This window comes from Microlunatus soli, from assembly GCF_900105385.1.
GTDB lineage: Bacteria > Actinomycetota > Actinomycetes > Propionibacteriales > Propionibacteriaceae > Microlunatus > Microlunatus soli.
On sequence record NZ_LT629772.1, the window covers coordinates 4,281,750 to 4,300,080 of the forward strand.

The 18,331-nt window shown below is 69.2% G+C and carries 15 protein-coding genes; 3 read left to right on the top strand and 12 right to left on the bottom strand.

The features are described from left to right. Positions 1–32: 32 nt before the first annotated feature. The 9 genes from BLU38_RS19580 to lat all read right to left on the bottom strand — a co-directional run bounded on the left by BLU38_RS19580 (position 33) and on the right by lat (position 11,266). Complete coding sequence (locus tag BLU38_RS19580; protein WP_091527123.1) at positions 33–770, bottom strand: 6-phosphogluconolactonase; 738 nt, start codon at positions 768–770, stop codon at positions 33–35. A gap of 47 nt (positions 771–817) precedes the next feature. Continuing rightward, on the bottom strand, positions 818–1,825 hold the full coding sequence (locus BLU38_RS19585; RefSeq protein ID WP_091527124.1) for a LacI family DNA-binding transcriptional regulator: 1,008 nt from the start codon (positions 1,823–1,825) through the stop codon (positions 818–820). Further along, positions 1,822–2,859 (bottom strand): Gfo/Idh/MocA family protein, encoded by a 1,038-nt coding sequence (locus tag BLU38_RS19590; RefSeq protein ID WP_091527125.1) that lies wholly within the window; start codon positions 2,857–2,859, stop codon positions 1,822–1,824. The genes BLU38_RS19585 and BLU38_RS19590 overlap by 4 nt, the downstream gene beginning before the upstream one ends. Beyond that, positions 2,859–3,947, bottom strand: coding sequence for a Gfo/Idh/MocA family protein (locus BLU38_RS19595; protein WP_091527126.1), 1,089 nt, complete (start codon positions 3,945–3,947; stop codon positions 2,859–2,861). The genes BLU38_RS19590 and BLU38_RS19595 overlap by 1 nt, the downstream gene beginning before the upstream one ends. Next, a complete protein-coding gene (locus tag BLU38_RS19600; RefSeq protein WP_091527127.1) occupies positions 3,947–4,822 on the bottom strand; it encodes a Gfo/Idh/MocA family protein in 876 nt (291 codons plus the stop codon). The genes BLU38_RS19595 and BLU38_RS19600 overlap by 1 nt, the downstream gene beginning before the upstream one ends. A 120-nt stretch (positions 4,823–4,942) precedes the next feature. After that, entirely contained in the window at positions 4,943–6,121 is a 1,179-nt protein-coding gene (locus BLU38_RS19605; RefSeq protein ID WP_091532805.1) for an acyl-CoA dehydrogenase family protein, read from the bottom strand. Between the two features lie 43 nt (positions 6,122–6,164). Next, positions 6,165–8,351 (bottom strand): thiamine pyrophosphate-dependent enzyme, encoded by a 2,187-nt coding sequence (locus tag BLU38_RS19610; RefSeq protein ID WP_091527128.1) that lies wholly within the window; start codon positions 8,349–8,351, stop codon positions 6,165–6,167. Positions 8,352–8,357: 6 nt separating this feature from the next. Further along, positions 8,358–9,908 carry an aldehyde dehydrogenase family protein gene (locus BLU38_RS19615; RefSeq protein WP_091527129.1) on the bottom strand — a complete coding sequence of 517 codons (1,551 nt, stop codon included), beginning with the start codon at positions 9,906–9,908 and terminating at the stop codon, positions 8,358–8,360. Further along, positions 9,905–11,266 carry an L-lysine 6-transaminase gene (lat, locus tag BLU38_RS19620; RefSeq protein WP_091527130.1) on the bottom strand — a complete coding sequence of 454 codons (1,362 nt, stop codon included), beginning with the start codon at positions 11,264–11,266 and terminating at the stop codon, positions 9,905–9,907. The genes BLU38_RS19615 and lat overlap by 4 nt, the downstream gene beginning before the upstream one ends. 160 nt (positions 11,267–11,426) lie before the next feature. Between lat and BLU38_RS19625 the strand changes: the two genes are divergently transcribed. After that, the gene (locus tag BLU38_RS19625; protein ID WP_091527131.1) at positions 11,427–12,050 is read left to right on the top strand and encodes a hypothetical protein; all 624 of its coding nucleotides are present in this window, start codon (positions 11,427–11,429) and stop codon (positions 12,048–12,050) included. 271 nt (positions 12,051–12,321) lie between these two features. After that, entirely contained in the window at positions 12,322–13,734 is a 1,413-nt protein-coding gene (locus BLU38_RS19630) for an outer membrane protein assembly factor BamB family protein (RefSeq protein WP_157683571.1), read from the top strand. A 16-nt stretch (positions 13,735–13,750) separates the two neighbouring features. Here the strand turns inward: BLU38_RS19630 and BLU38_RS19635 are convergent, their stop codons facing one another. The 3 genes from BLU38_RS19635 to BLU38_RS19645 all read right to left on the bottom strand — a co-directional run bounded on the left by BLU38_RS19635 (position 13,751) and on the right by BLU38_RS19645 (position 16,779). Further along, positions 13,751–15,427 (bottom strand): phospho-sugar mutase, encoded by a 1,677-nt coding sequence (locus BLU38_RS19635; RefSeq protein ID WP_091527133.1) that lies wholly within the window; start codon positions 15,425–15,427, stop codon positions 13,751–13,753. After that, entirely contained in the window at positions 15,424–16,236 is an 813-nt protein-coding gene (locus BLU38_RS19640; RefSeq protein ID WP_091527134.1) for a purine-nucleoside phosphorylase, read from the bottom strand. The genes BLU38_RS19635 and BLU38_RS19640 overlap by 4 nt, the downstream gene beginning before the upstream one ends. Positions 16,237–16,428: 192 nt before the next feature. Continuing rightward, positions 16,429–16,779 (bottom strand): hypothetical protein, encoded by a 351-nt coding sequence (locus tag BLU38_RS19645; RefSeq protein WP_157683572.1) that lies wholly within the window; start codon positions 16,777–16,779, stop codon positions 16,429–16,431. A gap of 74 nt (positions 16,780–16,853) precedes the next feature. Here BLU38_RS19645 and BLU38_RS19650 point away from each other — a divergent pair, with 74 nt between their 5' ends. Beyond that, on the top strand, positions 16,854–18,323 hold the full coding sequence (locus tag BLU38_RS19650) for an aminotransferase-like domain-containing protein (RefSeq protein WP_091527136.1): 1,470 nt from the start codon (positions 16,854–16,856) through the stop codon (positions 18,321–18,323). Positions 18,324–18,331: the final 8 nt, after the last annotated feature.

The window sequence follows — 18,331 nt, forward strand, 5'->3', positions numbered from 1 at the left end:
CCGCTCCTTGATCACAGATCCGGATCGCGTTGTCAGACAGGAAGATCCGCCGCTGCCGATCGATCGAGGTAGATGCCGGCCCGGTCGCGGTGCTGCAGGATGCTTGCCGGACAGGACGGATCCACCGCACCGGTCAGCGCTGCGGCCACCGCGGATGCCTTCCGTGGCCCGACCACGGTGCAGACGATCGTCCGGGCGGCGACCAACGGTGGGATCGTCACCGTCAGCGCAGCGGTCGGGACGTCGGTCAGGGCGGCGAAGCAGCCGTCGTCGACCTGCTGCTGTCGCGACAGCTGGTCGAGCTCGATCTGCCGGACCAGCTCGAGGTCGTCGAAATCGCTGCCGGGCTCGTTGAACGCGATGTGGCCGTTCACTCCGATCCCCATGCAGACAAGGTCGACCGGCGCCTGCAGGGCGGCGGCGTAGCGGCGTCGTTCGGACTCCGGATCGCTGCCGGGAAGGATCCGATCGAACGAGCCCAGCCCGGCCGGCAGCCGGTCGGCAAGCCACTGTCCGAAGGACTGAGGATGATCCGGGGCCAGCCCGATGTATTCGTCCATGTGGAAGGCCTGCACCGCCGACCAGTCCAGCTGCTGATCGGCCAGGGTGCTGATCATGTCCTGCTGGGACGGGGCAGAGGCGAAGATCACGCGAGCGTGGCCGGAGTCACTGATCGCGGCCCGGATGGCCTCGGCCGCGGCCAGACCGGCGGCGGTACCTGCCTCGGCGGCGCTGTCGGCGACACGGACGGTGGGCTGACGGTTCGACATGATGCGTACTTTCCTTGCCTGGTACGGATAATGGGCCGGGTCGGTGGTCAGCTCAGGAAGGTGCGGAGCCGCCGGGGTGGAGGGCCGATGCTGGCACGGACCACCAGGGCTCCCCGCAGGGTCCGGCTCCGCGATGGCCGATCGGGCGTCGTGATCAACTCGTCGAGGGTTTCGACGGCGAGCCGCCCCAACTCCTCGATCGGCGCGGCGATGGTCGTCAGCGGCGGCGTCAGGACGCGACTGATCAACACGTCATCGCAGCCGATCAGGCTGAAGTCGCGGGGGACCGAGATCCCGTGTTCGGCGAGTCCGGCGAGCACACCGCAGGCCATCAGGTCGTCGAAGGCGATGCCGGCCGTTGCACCGCTGTGTGCCAAGGCCTCGGCCGCTCGTCGGCCGCCGTCGTAGGAGGCGTCGAACCCGCCCACCTGGACGACGTCGGCGTCCGACGACGACCAGCGGCGGATCGCGGTGGCCCGTCGGGCGGCGGTCCAGGAGTCGTCCGGGCCACCGAGGAAGGCGATCCGCCGGTGTCCGCGGGCGGTCAACTCCTGGGCGGCATCACGGAGTGCCGCGGAGTTGTCGACGATCACCGAACTGAACCCGCTGCTGCGGCGATTGATCAACACCACCGGAGTGCCGCCGGTCGCTTCCCGCAACGCGGCCGGCGTGTTCAGCGGCGACGCGATCAGCAGCCCGTCCACGTGCTCGGCCAGCTCCGCCGAAAGCTCCAGCTCACGATCCGGCCGCATCTCGCCGTCCGACAGGATCACTCGCCGGCCGGCCCCGGAGGAAGCGGCCTGGGTCGCTCGGACCAGCGGTGGGAAGAACGGGTTCTCGATGTCGGGCAGCACCAGGCCGATGGCGGCGTTACGGCCGGTGACCAGGCTACGGGCCGCCTGATTGGGGCGATAGCCCACTTCGGCTGCCCGAGCCAGCACCCGGTCCCGGATCTCCGGAGTGATCAACTCGGGCCGGGAGAAAGCCCGGGACACCGTGGATGCGTGGACACCGAGATCGGCAGCCAGCGAGTAGATCGTCGGCGGCCGAGTCATCGGCCGACCTCCAGGCCGGCGGTCCCGCTGACCGTCCGGCCGTCGGCCGCGGCTCGGTAGATCCCGTCCAGGACGGACACCGTGGCCACACCGTCGTCGGCGGTGATCATCGGGCGTCGACCGGTGATCACCGCGTCCAGCACGTCGGACCACTGGGCCAGGTGTCCGGAGATCCCGATCGCCGCCGGGTCGGACGCTCCGGTGACGGCCAGGTCCGGTTCGGCCGGCCGCGGCACGGCGGCGAAATCCCAGGCACGGATGCCGTTCTGATCGATCCGGGCCGAGCCGGTCGAGGTCCAGATCGACAGCTCCGACGGCGTGCCCGGCGGCGTCGCCGTCGTGGTCGCGACCACTCCGAGGGCGCCACCGGTGAACTGCAGCGCCGCGACCGCGGTGTCCTCGGTCGCGATGTCGTGGCCGAGTGTCGCGGTCAGGCCGGTCACTCTCGTCACGCCGCCGAGCAGCCAGCAGAGCAGATCGACGTTGTGCAGTCCCTGATTCATCAGGGAGCCGCCACCGCCGGCTGCTTCGGCGCGCCAGCCGGCCTCGCGGTAGTAGTCGGGGTGGCGATACCAATGGACAAAGGTCTCGCCGAGGACGATCCGGCCGAGCTTGCCGGACGAGATCGCCTGTCGCAGGGCGACGTTCAGCGGTTCGAATCGTCGTTGGGCCAGCGGGCTGACGATCAGGCCGGATCGTTCGGCCCGATCACGGACGGCGGTGGCGCCGGCCGTGCTGACTGCCATCGGTTTCTCCACCACCACGTGTTTGCCAGCTGCCAGCGCGGCGAGTGCGTGCTCCTCGTGCAGCCCGCTGGGAGAGCAGATCGCGATCACCGAGACATCGGGATCGGTGATCAACTCGGCCGGATCCAGTCGGCGAGCCTGCGGCCAGCCGCAGTCGGCGGCCAGTGCTGCCGATCCTCCGCTGTAGGCGATCAGCCGGACCGCGACACCCGCCTCGGCCAACGAGGCGAGCGCCCGGGCATGCGTGCTGCCGATGCCGCCGAGACCGAGAATACCGACCGTGATCATCACGGGAAGTCCGCCAGCCGCCGGGCCGTTGTCATCACCTCGACAACGCGGCGCACGCTGGCCATCGTGACGAACGGCTCGGTGCCGTTGCGGATGGTGTCGTACAACTTCTCGTAGAAGCCGGTGGTCCGCTGGTCCGGTGGCGGGACGCTGATCTCGGTCTCGGTCCACTCCAGATCCTCTGCCGCCGGATAGGTCCGGCCGGCGGCAGCCCCGGTCTTCGCCTGCCGCTCAGGCAGGTCGGAGATGTCGGTGCTGCGGACCCGCAGCCGGCTCGCGGTGCCGGTGATGGTTCCCAGGGTGCCGACCACGAACCAGGAGTCCTGCGGGCTGGCGACCACCATGCTGGATTCCAGGTCGATCACCGGACCATGATCGGGTCGGATGGTCAGCTTGACGTGATCCTCGGCATCGCCGGCGGTGATGGTGTGCCGCAGATCGGCGAAGACCTGCAGCTCGGTGTCCGGGATCAGGGTCATCAGTTGATCAAGGAAATGCAGCGCCGTGTTGGGGAGCTCACCGCCACCCAGACGGCGCAGCGTCTGCCAATCGTCGCGGCGGGTGTAACGGTGCGTGGTCCGCCGGATCAGCAGCGGTTCACCGATCCGGCCGTCGTCGATCAGGTCCCGGACGACGAGGAAGGACGGGTCGAGGCGCTGGTTCTGGAAGGCTGTGACGACCCGGCCGCCGGCGGTTGCCAGCTCGGTCAGCTGATCGACTTCTGCGGTGCTGGTCGCCGCCGGCTTCTCGATCAACACATGTTTGCCCGCCGTCAGCGCCGCCGAGGCCACCGGGACATGGGTGTGTGACGGCGTCGCGACCACGACGAGTTCGACCGCGCTGTCGGCGAGCAGGTCTGCGGGCTCGGCATAGGTCGCGCAGCCGAAACGTTGCTCGGCTTCGGCTCGTCGGTCGCCGTCCTGGTCGGCGACGGCTGCCACCCGGAAGTGCTGCGGCAGCTGCTCCAGCCCGGCGGCGTGGATGTTCCATCCGCTGCGACCGAGGCCGACGATCCCGACCGCGATCGGGGAGACCGCGATCGGGGAGACCGCGATCGGGGAGACGGCCGGCTCGCTTGCCGCGGGCATCAGCTCTGCACCGCCGCAGGCGTCCGGAGTTGATCGCGGATCGCCGCGGTCAGGGCCACCGGGGCAATCAGATCCTGTCGAGCGGGCGGCGCTGTGGTGCCGTCCAGGACGGCAACGAAGCGTTCCAGGAGCGGCAGGTTGTAGTCGGGTCCCAGCGGGAGATCGCGGGACGAGCTCCCGTGCCGGCCGAAGACCGCCGCGCTGAACGGCACCTGTCCGTGCTCATCCGGCTCCACGAACCGAAGCGTGGCAGCAATACCGTCGATCGAGGTGGTGACGACGACGGTCTCGGTCTCCCGATGGACGGCCAGTCGGTCGAGGTCGGCCGACACACCGGCCGCGCCGATCAGCTCGAAGGCCGTCTCGACCACATGGATTCCGTAGAAGAACAGACCCGACCACGGGCTGGCCGGGTCCGCCGGACCCGTCACCGAGACCGCCGTCAGCGGGCCGCCGTCGTCGCGCGCCGCCAGCAGGGCACCGACGCCGGGGGTGAACCGGACCGCGGAGGCCGAGAGCAGCGGGACCGCCGAGCTGTCGGCCGCGGCGATCAGGGCGTCGGCGTCCTGGACGCTGGTTGCCAGCGGTTTGTCCACCAGGACAGGGATCCCGGCGGCCAGCAGCGGCTCGGCCTGCGGGCGATGCAATGCACCGTCGCGGCTGCAGACGATGGCCGCATCGACCGAGCCGATCATGGCGGTCGGGTCGTCGACGACCGTCAACGACCGGTTGTGGGTGACCCGAGCGACCCGGGTGTCCTCGCCACGAAGGATCGCCGTGACTTCGGTGCCGGGGAATCGTTGCTCGTCGTTGAGGTGGCGGATGAAGTGATCGGTGTGGCTGTTCTCGATGCCGATGATGCCGACGCGGCGCATGCTGCTCCTCTGTGCAGTCGATTGCACGATGACGCTAGCGACGGTGCCGCGCGAACGTCAAGGGGTCCGCTACGACTCGTGCAACCGAATGCAGGATATCCGCGTCGTCGATGCCGCGGATCAGGAGAAGGCGTTCTCCCCGGTCAACGCCTGGCCGATCACCAGTTGGTGCACCTCGCTGGTGCCCTCGTAGGTGAGCACCGACTCCAGATTGTTGGCGTGTCGCATGATCGGATACTCGCCGGTGATGCCGTTGGCTCCCAGGATGGTCCGGCAGGTCCGGGCGATCGCGATCGCCTCCCGGGTGTTGTTCAGCTTGCCCAGACTGATCTGCTGCGGATCGAGCCGATGATCATCCTTCAGCCGTCCCAGGTGCAGCGCCAGCAGGAAGCCCTTCTGCAACTCCAACGCCATGTCGGCGAGTTTGGCCTGGGTGAGCTGATAGCCGCCCAGTGAACGGTCGAACACCTCCCGGGTCGCCGCGTAGGCCAGGGTGGTCTCCAGACAGTCCCGCGCCGCGCCCAGGGCTCCGAACACGATCCCGAAGCGGGCCTCGTTCAGACAGGACAGCGGGCCCCGCAACCCCTCCACCTCCGGCAGCACCGCGTCAGCCGGCAGCCGGACGTCGGTCAGGATCAACTCCGAGGTGATCGAGGCCCGCAGCGACAGCTTCTTGGTGATCTTGGGCGCGCTGAACCCCGGGGTGTCGGTCGGGACGACGAAACCGCGAATTCCCTTGCCCGGCCGGTCCGGATCGGTCTGCGCCCAGACCACGGCGACATCGGCCGCACTGCCGTTGGTGATCCACATCTTGGTGCCGTTCAGCACCCAGTCGTCGCCGTCCCGTACGGCATGGGTACGCATCCCGGCGGGATTGGAGCCGAAGTCCGGCTCGGTGAGCCCGAAGCAGCCGAGCGCTTCACCGGCCGCCATCCGGGGCAGCCAGGTCTGTTTCTGCTCTTCGCTGCCGAACTTCCAGATCGCGAACATGGCCAGCGATCCCTGCACCGACACCAGGCTGCGGACACCGGAGTCGCCGGCCTCCAGTTCCAGACAGGCCAGGCCGTAGCAGACCGCAGTGGTGCCGGCGCAGCCGTAGCCGGTCAGATGCATGCCGAGCAGCCCCAGCGAGCCGGCCTCCTTGACCAGGCCAAGATCGATCTCGCCGCGGTCGTACCAATCGGCGACCTGCGGCTTGACCCGGCGGTCGACGAACGAGCGGACGGTGGCCGCGATGTCGCGTTCGTCCTCGGTCAGCAGGTGGTCGATCTTCAGCAACTCCAACGGCGACAGGGGCATCGGGGTCTCCTTCACAGGGCACGGGCTCGGGACGGGGTGTTGGTCATCGGATCGGCTCGGCGAGCAGGGCGTGCGCGGCCTTCTCGATCTGCGGCGGACCGAGCAGCACGTGGCCGGCGGCGGCGCCGAGCGGGATGAAGCTGTCCAGGCTGGCGACCCGGGAGATCCGGCCACCGAATCCGCCCTCGATCAGGGCGGTGATCACACCTTCGCCGACCCCGCCGGCGTGCCGGGTCTCGTCGACGATCAGCACTCGCCCGGTCCGCTCCGCCGCGGCCAGCAGATCGTCCACCGGGAGCGGGGACAGCCAGCGCAGATCCAGTACCGCGGCGTCGACCCCGTCGGCGGCGAGCCGATGGGCCACCTGCAGGCTCATCGGGACCCCGTTGCCGAAGGTGATCATGGTCAGATCGCTGCCGGCACGACGTTCCCGGGCGGTGCCGATCGGTGCTGCCGCGCCATGGTCGGTGGTCAGCCAGCCGTCGTCGCCGGCCTCGAGCAGATCGCGGCGGTGGTAGAGCGCGATCGGCTCCAGCAGGATCGAGACGGTGCCGTCGACCCGGCCGCCGGCGATCAGGGTGCGCAGCATCGCCGCAGCGTCGTCGCCGCTGCTCGGGCAGCCGACAACGATCCCCGGGATGTCCCGCAGCGACGCGACCGCGTTGTCGTTGTGGAAATGCCCGCCGAACCCCTTCTGGTAGGCGAGTCCGGGCAACCGCAGCACCATCGGGTTGCGGAACCGGCCACGGGAGAAGAACTGCTGGGTCGCGGCTTCGCCGCGGAGTTGGTCGATCGCGTTGTGCAGGTAGGCCAGGTATTGCACCTCGGGGATCGGCAACAGTCCGGCCAGGCTCGAACCGAGCGCGAGTCCGAGGATCGACTGCTCGTCCAGGATGGTGTCGAACACCCGTGCAGCGCCGTGCCGGCGGGCCAGCCCGCGGGTGACCCCGTAGACACCGCCCTTCACCCCGACGTCCTCGCCGAAGATGATCACGCCGGGATCCTGTTCCAGCGCCTGGGCCAGCGTCGCGTTGATCGACTCGGCCAGTGTCCGCAACGGTCCTTCGACAGGCTCAGGAACCGTGGCCAGGGTGGCAACCCGTTCGGGATGACGCGGGGCCAGCGGCGCCATCACCTCGGCCGCCGAGCCGAGCCGGGCGCTACCGCGGAGCTCGCCACGCGCCCGGTCGATCTCCCGGCGGAGGCCGTCGTAGCGCTCGATCAGTTGTTCGCCCGGTACGCCGCGGTCGGCCAGGGCGCGGGCCGTTGCCAGCAACGGATCCCGGTCGTAGTCGGCCTCGATCTGCCGCTGGGTCCGGTAGGCGATCTCGGCATCACTGCCGGCATGGGCTCCGAACCGTACGCAGTGCAGGTGCAGGAAGGCCGGACGTCGGGTCCGACGGACCCGCTCGGCAGCGTCGACGGCGGTGGCGTACACCGCCTCGGTGTCGGTGCCGTCGCAGGACAGGTAGTCCAAGCCGGCTCGCGCTCCGTACGCCTGCTCGATCCAGCCGCGCGGGGTCGGCACCGAGATGCCGTAGCCGTTGTCCTCGCAGATGAACAGGATCGGCATCGGCAGGCCGCGGTGTGCGGTGTTCAGCGCGGAGTTGATCGCACCGATCGCGGTGGAGTGGTTGGCCGAGGCGTCGCCGAAGGAACAGACCACGATCGCGTCCTCCGGCCAGGGCGGAGGTTCATGATCATCACGCAGCCGGCGATCATGACGGCGGAGCCGATAGCTCCGGGGCAGACCGATCGCCAACCCTACCGCCCGCGGCAGATGAGAGGCGATCGTCGAGGTCTGCGGGATGACGTTCAGCTCCGGATGTCCGAACACCTTGTGTCGACCGCCGGCGATCGGTTCGTCGGCCAGGCCCATCAGTCCCTGCAGGATGTCTCGGATCGGTGTCGACCCGGGGTGCTGCGCTGCCCGGGCCAGGTAGAAGCCGCCGGAGCGGTAGTGCAGCAACGCCGGATCGTCCGGCCGCAACGCGTACGCGATCGCGGCGTTGCTCTCGTGGCCGGAGGAACCGATGGTGTAGAAGCCTTCGCCTTCGGCCTGCAGTTCCCGGGCGACCGTGTCCAGCTGCCGGCTGGCCGCCTGGGCTCCGAAGATCCCTGACAGCTGTGCCGCCGAGAGCGCACCGGCGGGCGCCCCGGGGGAAGGCGATCGACGGGCGGTCAGCTCGGCGATCGCCTTCCTGAGATGGGTTTCCAGCGGGTCGGCCATCGGCGCTCAGTCCAGCGCGAAGCCGGGATCGCCCTGCAACTGAGCAACGTCCATCTGGGCCTTCTGCAGTTTGCCGGAGTAGTCCCAGTTCATCGACTGCCACCGGGTGAACTGATCGAGCACCCAGATCCCGGACTGCCGCGAGCCGTTGCCGGACTTGCCGTTGCCGCCGAACGGCAGGTGGGCCTCGGCGCCGGAGGTCGAGTTGTTGACGCTGACCATGCCGGCCGAGATCCGATCCCGGAACGCGAAGGCCTCCCGGGCGTCGTTGGTGTAGATCGCCGAGGACAGTCCGTAGCCGGGTGCGTTGGCCAGCTGCATCGCCTGGTCGAAGTCGCGATAGGTGGTGACGCCGACCAGTGGCCCGAAGGTCTCGTTGTCGAAGATCCGATCACCGGGTGCGACTCCGTCGACGACCACCGGGTGGTAGAACAGGCCGGCGGCCGGGTCTCCGACGAAGCCGTCCCGCGGGTTGTCCGCGGTGATCCTGCCCTGCGCTGCTTGGACCCGGTGATGGGGTTGGATCCAGTCGAGGTATTCCTCGTAGCGTTCGGCGAACTTGGCGTCCATCATCGGCCCCATCAACACCTCGCCGGTCGGGTCGCCGACCGCCGCAGCGGCGACCGCGGCGTTGAAGCGGGTCAGGAATTCGGCGTGCACCGACTCGTGCACGATCACCGTGCCCAGCGAGGTGCACCGCTGGCCGGCCGTGCCGAAGCCGGCGAACAGCGCTCCCTCGACGGCCAGATCGAGATCGGCGGCCGGCGTGACCACCATCGGGTTCTTGCCGCCCAGCTCCAGGCAGGGGGACTGCAGGTGACGACCGACCAGCGCACCGACCTCGCGACCGACGGCGGACGATCCGGTGAAGCCGATCTTGTCGATCAGGCCCTGTTCCAGGGAGCGTTCCAGTCCGGCGAAGGTCTCCGGTCCGCCGGCGTGCACGATGTTGAAGACCCCGTCGGGCAGACCGCCGCCGTTGACGAAAAGATCATGGAACGCTGCCGAGGCCGCGGGGGAGTATTCGGCAGGCTTCCAGACCACCGTGTTGCCGGCCAGCAGCGCCGGCACGATGTACCAGGACGGCACCGCGACCGGGAAGTTGCCGGCGGTGATGACACCGGCGACCCCGACCGGGCGGCGGAAGGTGAAAAGCTGCTTGTCCGGCATCTCGCTCGGCACGGTCTGACCGTAGAGCCGGCGCCCCTCGCCGAGGAAGAAGTCGCAGGTGTCGATGATCTCCTGCACCTCACCGAGCGCTTCGCCGTACGGTTTTCCGATCTCGTCGGTGACGATCCGGGCCAGCGACGCCTTGTTCTGCTGCACCGCGCGGCCGATCTGGGCGATCGCCTGCCCGCGCACCGGCGCCGGGATCGCCGCCCACGCCGGTTGTGCCTGCTTGGCGGCCTCGGCCGCGGCGACGAAGGTGTCGGCGGTACCGAAGCTGACCTCGGCGATCACCTCGTCGGTCCTGCTCGGATTGACGCTGTCGGCGGTCCGGCCGCCCTCGTCGGGTTTGCCCGCAACGACCGACGTGATCTTCCTGTGCTGTGTCACTTCGCCTCTCCCACAACCCCGGATCCGATTGCCGATGCGACCACTCGGCCGAGCGCCGCGACGACCTCATCCAATTCTTCCTCCGTGATCGACAGCGCCGGCCGGAACCGGATCGCCCGCTCACCGCTGGGCAGGGCCAGCACGTGTTCACGGTCACGGAGCTCCGCCAGCACGGTATCGCGGGTCTGCGGGTCGGGCAGATCGACCGCGATCATCAGCCCGCGACCGCGGACGTTGCTGAGCACGCCGCCGGTCTCGTCGGTCAGGCCCCAGAGCCGATCGAGCAGCCGATCACCCTTGCCGGCCGCGGCCTCGATCAGTCCGTCGCGCTCGATGATCTCCAGGATCCGGGTGGCCCGGACCATGTCGACCAGGCCGCCGCCCCAGGTGGAATTGATCCGGCCGGAGACGGCGAACACGTTGTCGGGGACCTCGTCGACCCGGCGGCCGGCCATGATGCCGCCGACCTGCACCTTCTTGGAGAAGGCGACGACGTCGGGCTCCAGGCCGAGCTGCTGGTAGGCCCAGGCGGTGCCGGTGGTTCCGGTCCCGGTCTGCACCTCGTCGACGATGAACAGCGCATCATGATCATGAGCGAGCTGCTGCATCGCCTGCAGGAACTCCGCCCGCAGGTGGTTGTCGCCGCCCTCGCCCTGGATCGGCTCGCAGATGAAGGCGGCGATGTCGTGCGGATGGTCCCCGAACGCCTTGCGTGCTTGGGAAAGCGCGCGCTCCTCGGCCGCGATCACGGCGTCGAGATGATCATCGAGCGGGAAGGTGATGGCCGGGACGTCGATCCGCGGCCAGTCGAATTTCGGATACCGGGCGACCTTGCCGGGCTCGGTGTTGGTCAGCGACATCGTGTAGCCGCTGCGGCCGTGGAACGCCTTGGTCAGGTGCATGATCTTGGTGCCGAGCTCGGCGGGCCGACCCGCTGCCTCATTGTGTCGGCTCTTCCAGTCGAAGGCGACCTTGAGGGCGTTCTCCACGGCCAGCGCTCCGCCCTCGATGAAGAACAGATGCGGGAGCTCCGGATCGCCGAGCACCCGGGCGAAGGCCTCGACGAATTCGGCGTACTCCGGGCTGTAGACGTCGGAGTTGGCCGGCTTGTTGGCTGCGATCCGGCCGAGCTTGTCCATGAATGCGGGATCGTCGACGATGCCCGGCGGGTTGAGGCCCAGCGGCGCGCTGGCGAAGAAGGTGTAGAGGTCGAGGTAGCGGTCGCCGTTGCGGGCGTCGACCACCCGGCTGCCGCGGCTGGCGGCGAGATCGATCACCAGCTTGAAGCCGTCGGTGAGCAGGTGTCGGGAGAGCGAGGCGTGGACCTCGGCCGGTTGGATGCTGACGTGTTCGGCCATCACTGTCCTCCATTGGTTGCGCCTCACCCGTGAGGCGGGATGATTACCGGTGATATCCACTGTAGACGAAAGGTCTTGGCGTCAAGTTCGCGGACGGCAATGATTATCACGTCGAGTACGCGGAATGGGAAGCGGGGGCCGATTCTGCCAGGCTTGACCCATGAGTCGAACGATCAGCAGCGACGACATCACCGACCTGGAGGACAGCGGTGTCGACAGCGCACAGATCGCCGCCACCCTGCTGGACTGGGTCGCCGAGGACGACGTGCGCTACGGCGTCGACGTCTCGCCGGCGGAGCTGCTCAGTCTGGCCGCCACCCACGCCGGCATCGCCGGCGACGCCGAGCAGCACTGGGAGCTGCTGGAGCGAGCCCGCGCGGCCGACGGCGAGACCGCCATCGACGTCGAGGCCAAGATGATCGCCGCGCTGCTCTACCGCGGGGACAAGGAAGCCGCGATGGCCTTGGCCGACGAGCTGCGCCGTGCCGGCGTCCGGTCGATCCTCAGCTACAGCATCGTCTCCGACGCGCTGAGTGAGCACGGCGAGGACCGGGCCGCACTGCGGTGGCTGAACATGGGTCTGCGTGGCTTCGAGCGGATCTACGGCGACGACCCCGACGAGGACGAACTGGAGCTGCTCGATGATCTGCTGCTGGCCAGGATCGTGCTGCGACGGCGGATGGGACTCGCCCCGGACAGCTACGACGAGGAGGCCCTGGCGATGAACGAGGAGGAACTGATCGCCGAACTCGTTGCCGAGCCGGACTCGGCCGACAATGAATGAAGGAGACGAACGGAACGGCCGGCCGCAGGATCGACCGGATCAATGGCTGTCACCGGGTCAGGATCTCGACGGCGCGATCGAACCGACCGCCCGAGGAATCCAACCGAGCCTTCCGGCACACCAACAGGGCCCTCCGGCAGACCAACAGGGCCCTCCGGCAGACCAACAGGGCACTCCGGGACCCAACCCGTACGCACCGAACGCACAGCACCGGTGGCAGCAGTCGACGCCGCACCGAACCGCCCGAACCGGGTCGCGGACCAGCCGGCGGGTGATCGCCACCATCGTCGTGCTGGTCATCGTCGCCCTGGTACTGCAACTGGTGTCCCGGCTGTCCGGCGACGAGACCGACAGCGGCAGTCGCCCCGCTCCGACCCGGTCCTCTGCTCCGTCGGTTCCCGAGCGGCAGGCCGAACTGCGCTGGAAGATCAAGCCGGCCGCGCTGCGGCCGAAGCTGGCCGAAGCCGAGTTCGTCGCCGCGATCGACGGCGACTTCGACGGCCCGTACGTCACCGAGCAGCATGGCCTGTGGCTCACCCTGACCGGGACCGAGGACGCCGAACAGACCGTCCTGCACGCGATCGACCCGGCGACCGGAAAGGTCCGTTGGCAGCGGCCGATCGACGGCGCGCTGTGCACCGCCGAGGCCGATCCCGCCGGCATCATCTGCGCCGAGATCGTCGATCGGGACGCGACCTCGGGGTCGGGCAAGCGCTGGCGGTTGCAGAGACTCGATCCGGAGTCGGGCACGATCCGGCGCAGCGTCGAGCTGAACGGCTGGTTCAGTGCGTTGCATCGTTCCGGCAACACGGTGGTCGCCCTGGAACAGCGGGAGCCGGGACCGCACGCCGTCCTGCGTGGATTCGATCCGAAGACCCTGAAACAGCGGTGGAGCAGGGACCTGAAGGATGAACCCGGCCAGGACGAGATGTTCAGCGAGAACAAGGTGGTCCATCGCAAGCTGCCCGATCAGGACCGGGTGCTGGACCGGCCACGATTCCGCGATGTCGGACCGAAGACGGGGCACGGCTCGACAGCCCGCACCGAGCTGGTCGCGTTGTGGGCCGGCGGGCGGACCGCGTTCGTCCGACCCGACACCGGCAAACTGGTGATGATGCCGCACTGCTCGCGGCTGGTGGACGACGGCAAGCGGCTGTGGTGCAACGAGGTCGCCGGCGCCGCTTCCTACTCCTATCGCGGCAAGCTGCTGCATCGGATCAAAGGACCACGACTGGCGTTCCCGGGCGACGACGGCATCGGTGTCGACCGGAATCGGCCGGTGTTCATCGACGACGGTGGCGCGCCGGTCTCGGTCGATCTCGGATCCGGAAAGGTCGGCGGTGCCTACGCTGCCCCGGGCGCCGGTTCGGTGTGGGGGATGAAGACGACGCCGTCGGTGGAGAGCGTCGGCCGCTACACCTTCCTGATCGGCGAGGCCGGCACCATGCTCGTCGACCCCGAGCGGGACAAGATCATCTGGACCAACACCGAGATCACCCAGTCCGATCAGCCGTTGCTGCAGGGCACGGAGGTGATGTTCGGTTACTCCACCTTCAGCGTCGTCGATGTCCGCAACGGCAAGCAACGAGCGGAGGTCGACATCGACGGGCTGTACATCCGGATGATCGGCGATCGGCTCGCCGGAGTCGGTCCCGACGAGATCAGCCTGCAGCGGCTCCCCTGATCATCCGGCCGCTCGATCACGACACGCCGAGTGCCTCCGCCATCTGGGTGCGGAGTTGCTGCAGCAGGGTCGCAGCGACGGTACCGGCCTGTTCGGCGGTCCGGCTCTCGGTCGACACCCGGACCTCGAGGTAGCACTTCAGTTTGGGCTCGGTGCCGGACGGTCGGGCCACGACCTTGATCGACTCGCCGGTGATCAACACTCCATCGGTCGGCGGCAGCACACCGGCCGGACCAAGATCGATTCCGGCGGCCAGATCTTGTACGGCCACCGGCTGGTCGATCAAGGTGCTGGGCGGCTCGGCGCGGAGCCGGGCCATCGCGTCGGCGATGATCGCCATGTCGTCGACCCGGACCGACAGCTGATCGGTGGCGTGGACGCCGTACCGGCCGCTGATCTCGCGGAGTCGGTCGACCAGCGACGATCCCCGCCCGCGTAGCTCGGCGGCGATCGCCAACACCCGAAGCAGGGCAGTGATCCCGTCCTTGTCCGGTACGGCGGCGGAGTCACAGCAGTAGCCGATCGCCTCTTCGTAGCCGAAGGCGAGGTCGGGCACCCGACCGATCCATTTGAAGCCGGTCAGGGTGTAGCTGAACGGTTGACCATGGTCGGTCGCCATCGTCTGCAGCAGGGAGCTGGAGACGATCGAGCAGGCATAGCGACCCCGCACGCCGCGACGTAAGGCGTCGTCGGCCAGGATCGCGCCGAGCTCATCGCCGCGGAGCATCCGCCACCGCCGGCCGGCCGGCAGCTCGTACGGCACCGCCACCGCACAGCGGTCCGCGTCGGGATCATTGGCGATCACCAGGTCGGCGTCCAGCTCCTTGGCCCGGGCGATCGCCAGGTCCAGTGCGCCGTGCTCCTCGGGGTTGGGGAACGGCGTCGTCGGGAACTCCGGATCGGGCTCGGCCTGGTCGCTGATCACATCCGGTGCGGCGAAGCCGAGTCGATCCACCAGGTCGCTGACGATCCGGCCGCCGACACCGTGCATCGGCGTGTACACCCAGTCCAGTTCCCGCGGGATGTCGTTGCCGACAAGGGATGCGGCACGATCACCGTAGGCGGCGATCAACTCGTCGCCGAGCAGCCCGTAGACCGGTGACCGCTGCACCTGTGACAGCCGGCCCGCCGCGACGTCGTCGATCCGGGCGGCGATCTCGGCGTCGGCCGGCGGGATGATCTGCGAACCGTCGCCGAGATAGACCTTGTATCCGTTGTCCTGCGGCGGATTGTGGGAGGCGGTCACCACCACTCCGGCGACGCAGCCGTAGTGCCGGATCCCGAACGCCACCAGCGGAGTCGGCGTCGGCCGGTCGGTCAGCAGCGGTCGAAATCCAGCGGCCGCCATGATCTCGGCGGTGTCCCGGGCGAACACCTCGGACTTGTGCCGTGCGTCGTAGCCGATGATCACCGTCCCGCCGGTCAGCTCGTTGTCGTTCAGATAGCGGGCCAGTCCGGCAGCGGCCTGTCCGACCACCACCCGGTTCATCCGGTTCGGGCCGGGCCCGAGTGCGCCGCGCAGCCCGGCGGTGCCGAATTCGAGCCGGCCGTCGAACGCGTCCTCGAGCTCGGCCCGGGCCGCCTGATCATCGGACCCGACCCGGTCGACCAAATCGTCCAGCGCCGCAACCGTATCCGGGTCGGGATCCTGGGACCGCCAGGCCTCGACCCGGGCCAGCAGGGGCCCGTTCACAGCACCTTCGCCAGACCGGACAGCAGCTCCCGCAGCTTCGGTGCGGCGTCCTTGCCGGCCTGCACCACCTCGGCATGACTGAGCGGGTCCGCTGAGATGCCGGCGGCGGCGTTGGTGACCAGCGAGATGCCGAGCACCTCCATCCCCGCCTCGCGGGCCGCGATCGCTTCCAGGGTGGTGGACATGCCGACCAGATCGCCGCCCAGCACACCCGCCATCCGGACCTCGGCCGGGGTCTCGTACTGCGGTCCACGGAACTGCACGTAGACACCTTCGGGCAGGGTGCCCGACACCTGCCGGGCCAGTCCACGCAGCCGGGAGCTGTAGACCTCGGTGAGGTCGATGAAGGTGGCGCCGCGCAGCGGGCTCTGCCCGGTCAGGTTGATGTGGTCGCTGATCAACACCGGGGTGCCCGGCGCCCACTCCGGCCGCAGCCCGCCGCAACCGTTGGTCAGTACCAGCGTGCCGGCGCCGGCAGCGGCGGCGGTCCGGACACCGTGCACCACCGCCTCCACCCCACGTCCTTCGTAGAAGTGGGTCCGGCCGGTGAAGATCAACGCCTGCTTGTCGTTCGGGGTGCGGACCAGCCGGAGCAGTCCGGCATGTCCGGCGACCACCGGTTTGCTGAACCCCGGCAGCTCGGACAGCTCACACTCCGCGATCGTCTCGCCCATTGCGTCGGCCCCCGCCGACCAGCCGGAACCGAGGACCAACCCAAGATCAACTCGGTCGGTGCCCAGCCGCTCGCGGAGGACATCGGCAGCCTGCTGTGCGGCCCGCTGCGGGTCCGCGTTCACGTCGTCAACCACAAGGGCAGACTAAACCCCCGATCCACCGACGTGCGGCTACTGCGCGGCCCCATCCGGGCACAGCGGCGGCGTTGCCGCCGTTCAACGGTCAACCAGACCGCCCTCCCGGCGGCGCCTTGCCGATGCACCCGTCTGGTGCCGCTCGCTACGCCGCACGTCGGAGGATCCGGGGTAACCTGCCCCGATGCCGGCTCAGGCAGCGAGACTGTGGTCGTCCGGCTCGGAGGTACGGTCGCTGCTCGGTGCCGCAGTGGTCGGGGCGGTCGACCCCGGCTCCATCAGCTCGGCGCGAGCGCGATCGAAGCGGGCGGCCCGGTTGAGGTCGGAGCCGACCCGGGTGAGCCCGTCCCGTACGGCGTGCGCAGCAGCGAGCAGCCGCAGCTCCTGGCGACCGCGACGCCGGTCGGCATCACGACCGGACTCGGTGAAGTGATCGGAATCGGCAGCAGTCCAGGCATGCGGGTCGGCCCGACGGTGGGTCCGGCCGAGCATGAGCACCGCACCGACGATCAACGCGATCAAGATCATCCATCCAGCAATCATTTCGGCGAACATGACTCAACGATCGCGCCCGGACTGGCCGTTTCCTAAGCCAATCGGATAGGATTGGTTTGCAAATGGAGCCAATTGAGATTGTTGATCGTCTGGGCCGCTGGTCGTCGGGCCGTGGTCGCCTGTCGGCACTGCTGGCCGGCCGGATCCGTGAGCTGATCGACGATGGTGAGTTGCGCCCCGGTGAGCCGCTGCCGACCGATCGAGCGCTGGCCGCCGCGCTCGCGGTCGGCCGCAGCACGGTGGTTGCCGCCTACGAGATGTTGCGAGCCGACGGCCGAGTGGTGCGTCGGCAGGGCAGTGGCACCCAGGTCGCCGGTGAACGCGAGTCCGAGCCGCCCACCGGTCTGCTCGGCGACCTGCCGTCGCCGGACACCAGTGCACCGATCTTCCTGCAGCACATCGAGCCGCAGCCGGGTGCGATCCCGCTGGCCAGTGCCGCGCCGACCGCGCCGCCGGCCACCCTGCTGGACGCCCAGCGGCGAGTGCTCGACCGGATCGACGGCGACCCGACCTCAGACCCGGCGGAGATCGACTTCGGCTACTACCCGGCCGGTCACCCACGGCTGCGATCGGCGATCGCCGACTACTACCGGCGCCTGGGGGTGCCGACCGATCCGGCACAGATCCTTGTCAGCAACGGATCCCAGCAGGCGATCAGCCTGCTGACCCGGCTGCTGATCACCCCCGGCGACCGGGTGCTGGTCGAGGCGCCGACCTACCCGGGAGCCTTGGAGGTGTTCCGGGCCGGTGGCGCTGACCTGGTGCCGCTGCAGGTCGGGATGGCGGACCTGCCGGCATCGATCGCCGCCCGGCCGGCAGCCCTGGCCTACCTGGTGGCCACCCATCACAATCCGACCGGCCGGCTGCTCGGCGCGTTGCCCGGTGAGCGGCTGGCTCGTGCCGCCGACGTCGCCGGGATGTGGCTGATCGACGACCGGTCGCTGGGCGATCTGGTCTTCCCCGGTGGCCGGACGCCGAAACCGCTGGCCGCCCACGCCGAACGGGTGATCACGCTCGGCTCGTTGTCCAAGGTGGTCTGGGGCGGGCTGCGGGTCGGCTGGGTCCGCGCGCCGCGGCCGTTGATCAACCGGCTGACCCGGGTCCGCGCGGTGCACGACATCGGCGGCAGTGTGCTCACCCAGCTGGCCGCGGCCGACCTCGTCGATGATCTTGATCGGCTCAGCGCCGAGACCGGCCGACGGTTGAAGACGTCCCATGATCATCTGTGCGCGGCGCTCGCCGATCGACTACCCGATTGGGAGTTCGAGCCGGCCGTCGGTGGACAATCGCTGTGGGTCAGGTTGCCGTACGGCGACGGTGACTCCTTCGCTCAGGAGGCGATGCGGCACGGAGTTGCGGTGTTGCCCGGCAGCGGGCTGGACATCTCCGGCGGTGGGGTGGACTACCTCCGGTTGCACTTCCAGCTGTCGCCGGAGGTGCTGACCGACGCCGTACGACGGCTGGCGACGGCCTGGCAGGCCTACCGGCCACCGGTCGAGCCGTTGGTCGACCGGCCCAAGCTCGCCGTCTGATCGTCTCG

Coding starts and splice junctions, on each gene's coding strand:
- BLU38_RS19650 (WP_091527136.1), top strand. CDS start 16,854: ATGGAGCCAATTGAGATTGTTGATCGTCTGGGCCGCTGGTCGTCGGGC.
- BLU38_RS19580 (WP_091527123.1), bottom strand. CDS start 770: ATGTCGAACCGTCAGCCCACCGTCCGTGTCGCCGACAGCGCCGCCGAG.
- BLU38_RS19585 (WP_091527124.1), bottom strand. CDS start 1,825: ATGACTCGGCCGCCGACGATCTACTCGCTGGCTGCCGATCTCGGTGTC.
- BLU38_RS19590 (WP_091527125.1), bottom strand. CDS start 2,859: ATGATCACGGTCGGTATTCTCGGTCTCGGCGGCATCGGCAGCACGCAT.
- BLU38_RS19600 (WP_091527127.1), bottom strand. CDS start 4,822: ATGCGCCGCGTCGGCATCATCGGCATCGAGAACAGCCACACCGATCAC.
- lat (WP_091527130.1), bottom strand. CDS start 11,266: ATGGCCGAACACGTCAGCATCCAACCGGCCGAGGTCCACGCCTCGCTC.
- BLU38_RS19625 (WP_091527131.1), top strand. CDS start 11,427: ATGAGTCGAACGATCAGCAGCGACGACATCACCGACCTGGAGGACAGC.
- BLU38_RS19605 (WP_091532805.1), bottom strand. CDS start 6,121: ATGCCCCTGTCGCCGTTGGAGTTGCTGAAGATCGACCACCTGCTGACC.
- BLU38_RS19595 (WP_091527126.1), bottom strand. CDS start 3,947: ATGCCCGCGGCAAGCGAGCCGGCCGTCTCCCCGATCGCGGTCTCCCCG.
- BLU38_RS19610 (WP_091527128.1), bottom strand. CDS start 8,351: ATGGCCGACCCGCTGGAAACCCATCTCAGGAAGGCGATCGCCGAGCTG.
- BLU38_RS19645 (WP_157683572.1), bottom strand. CDS start 16,779: ATGATTGCTGGATGGATGATCTTGATCGCGTTGATCGTCGGTGCGGTG.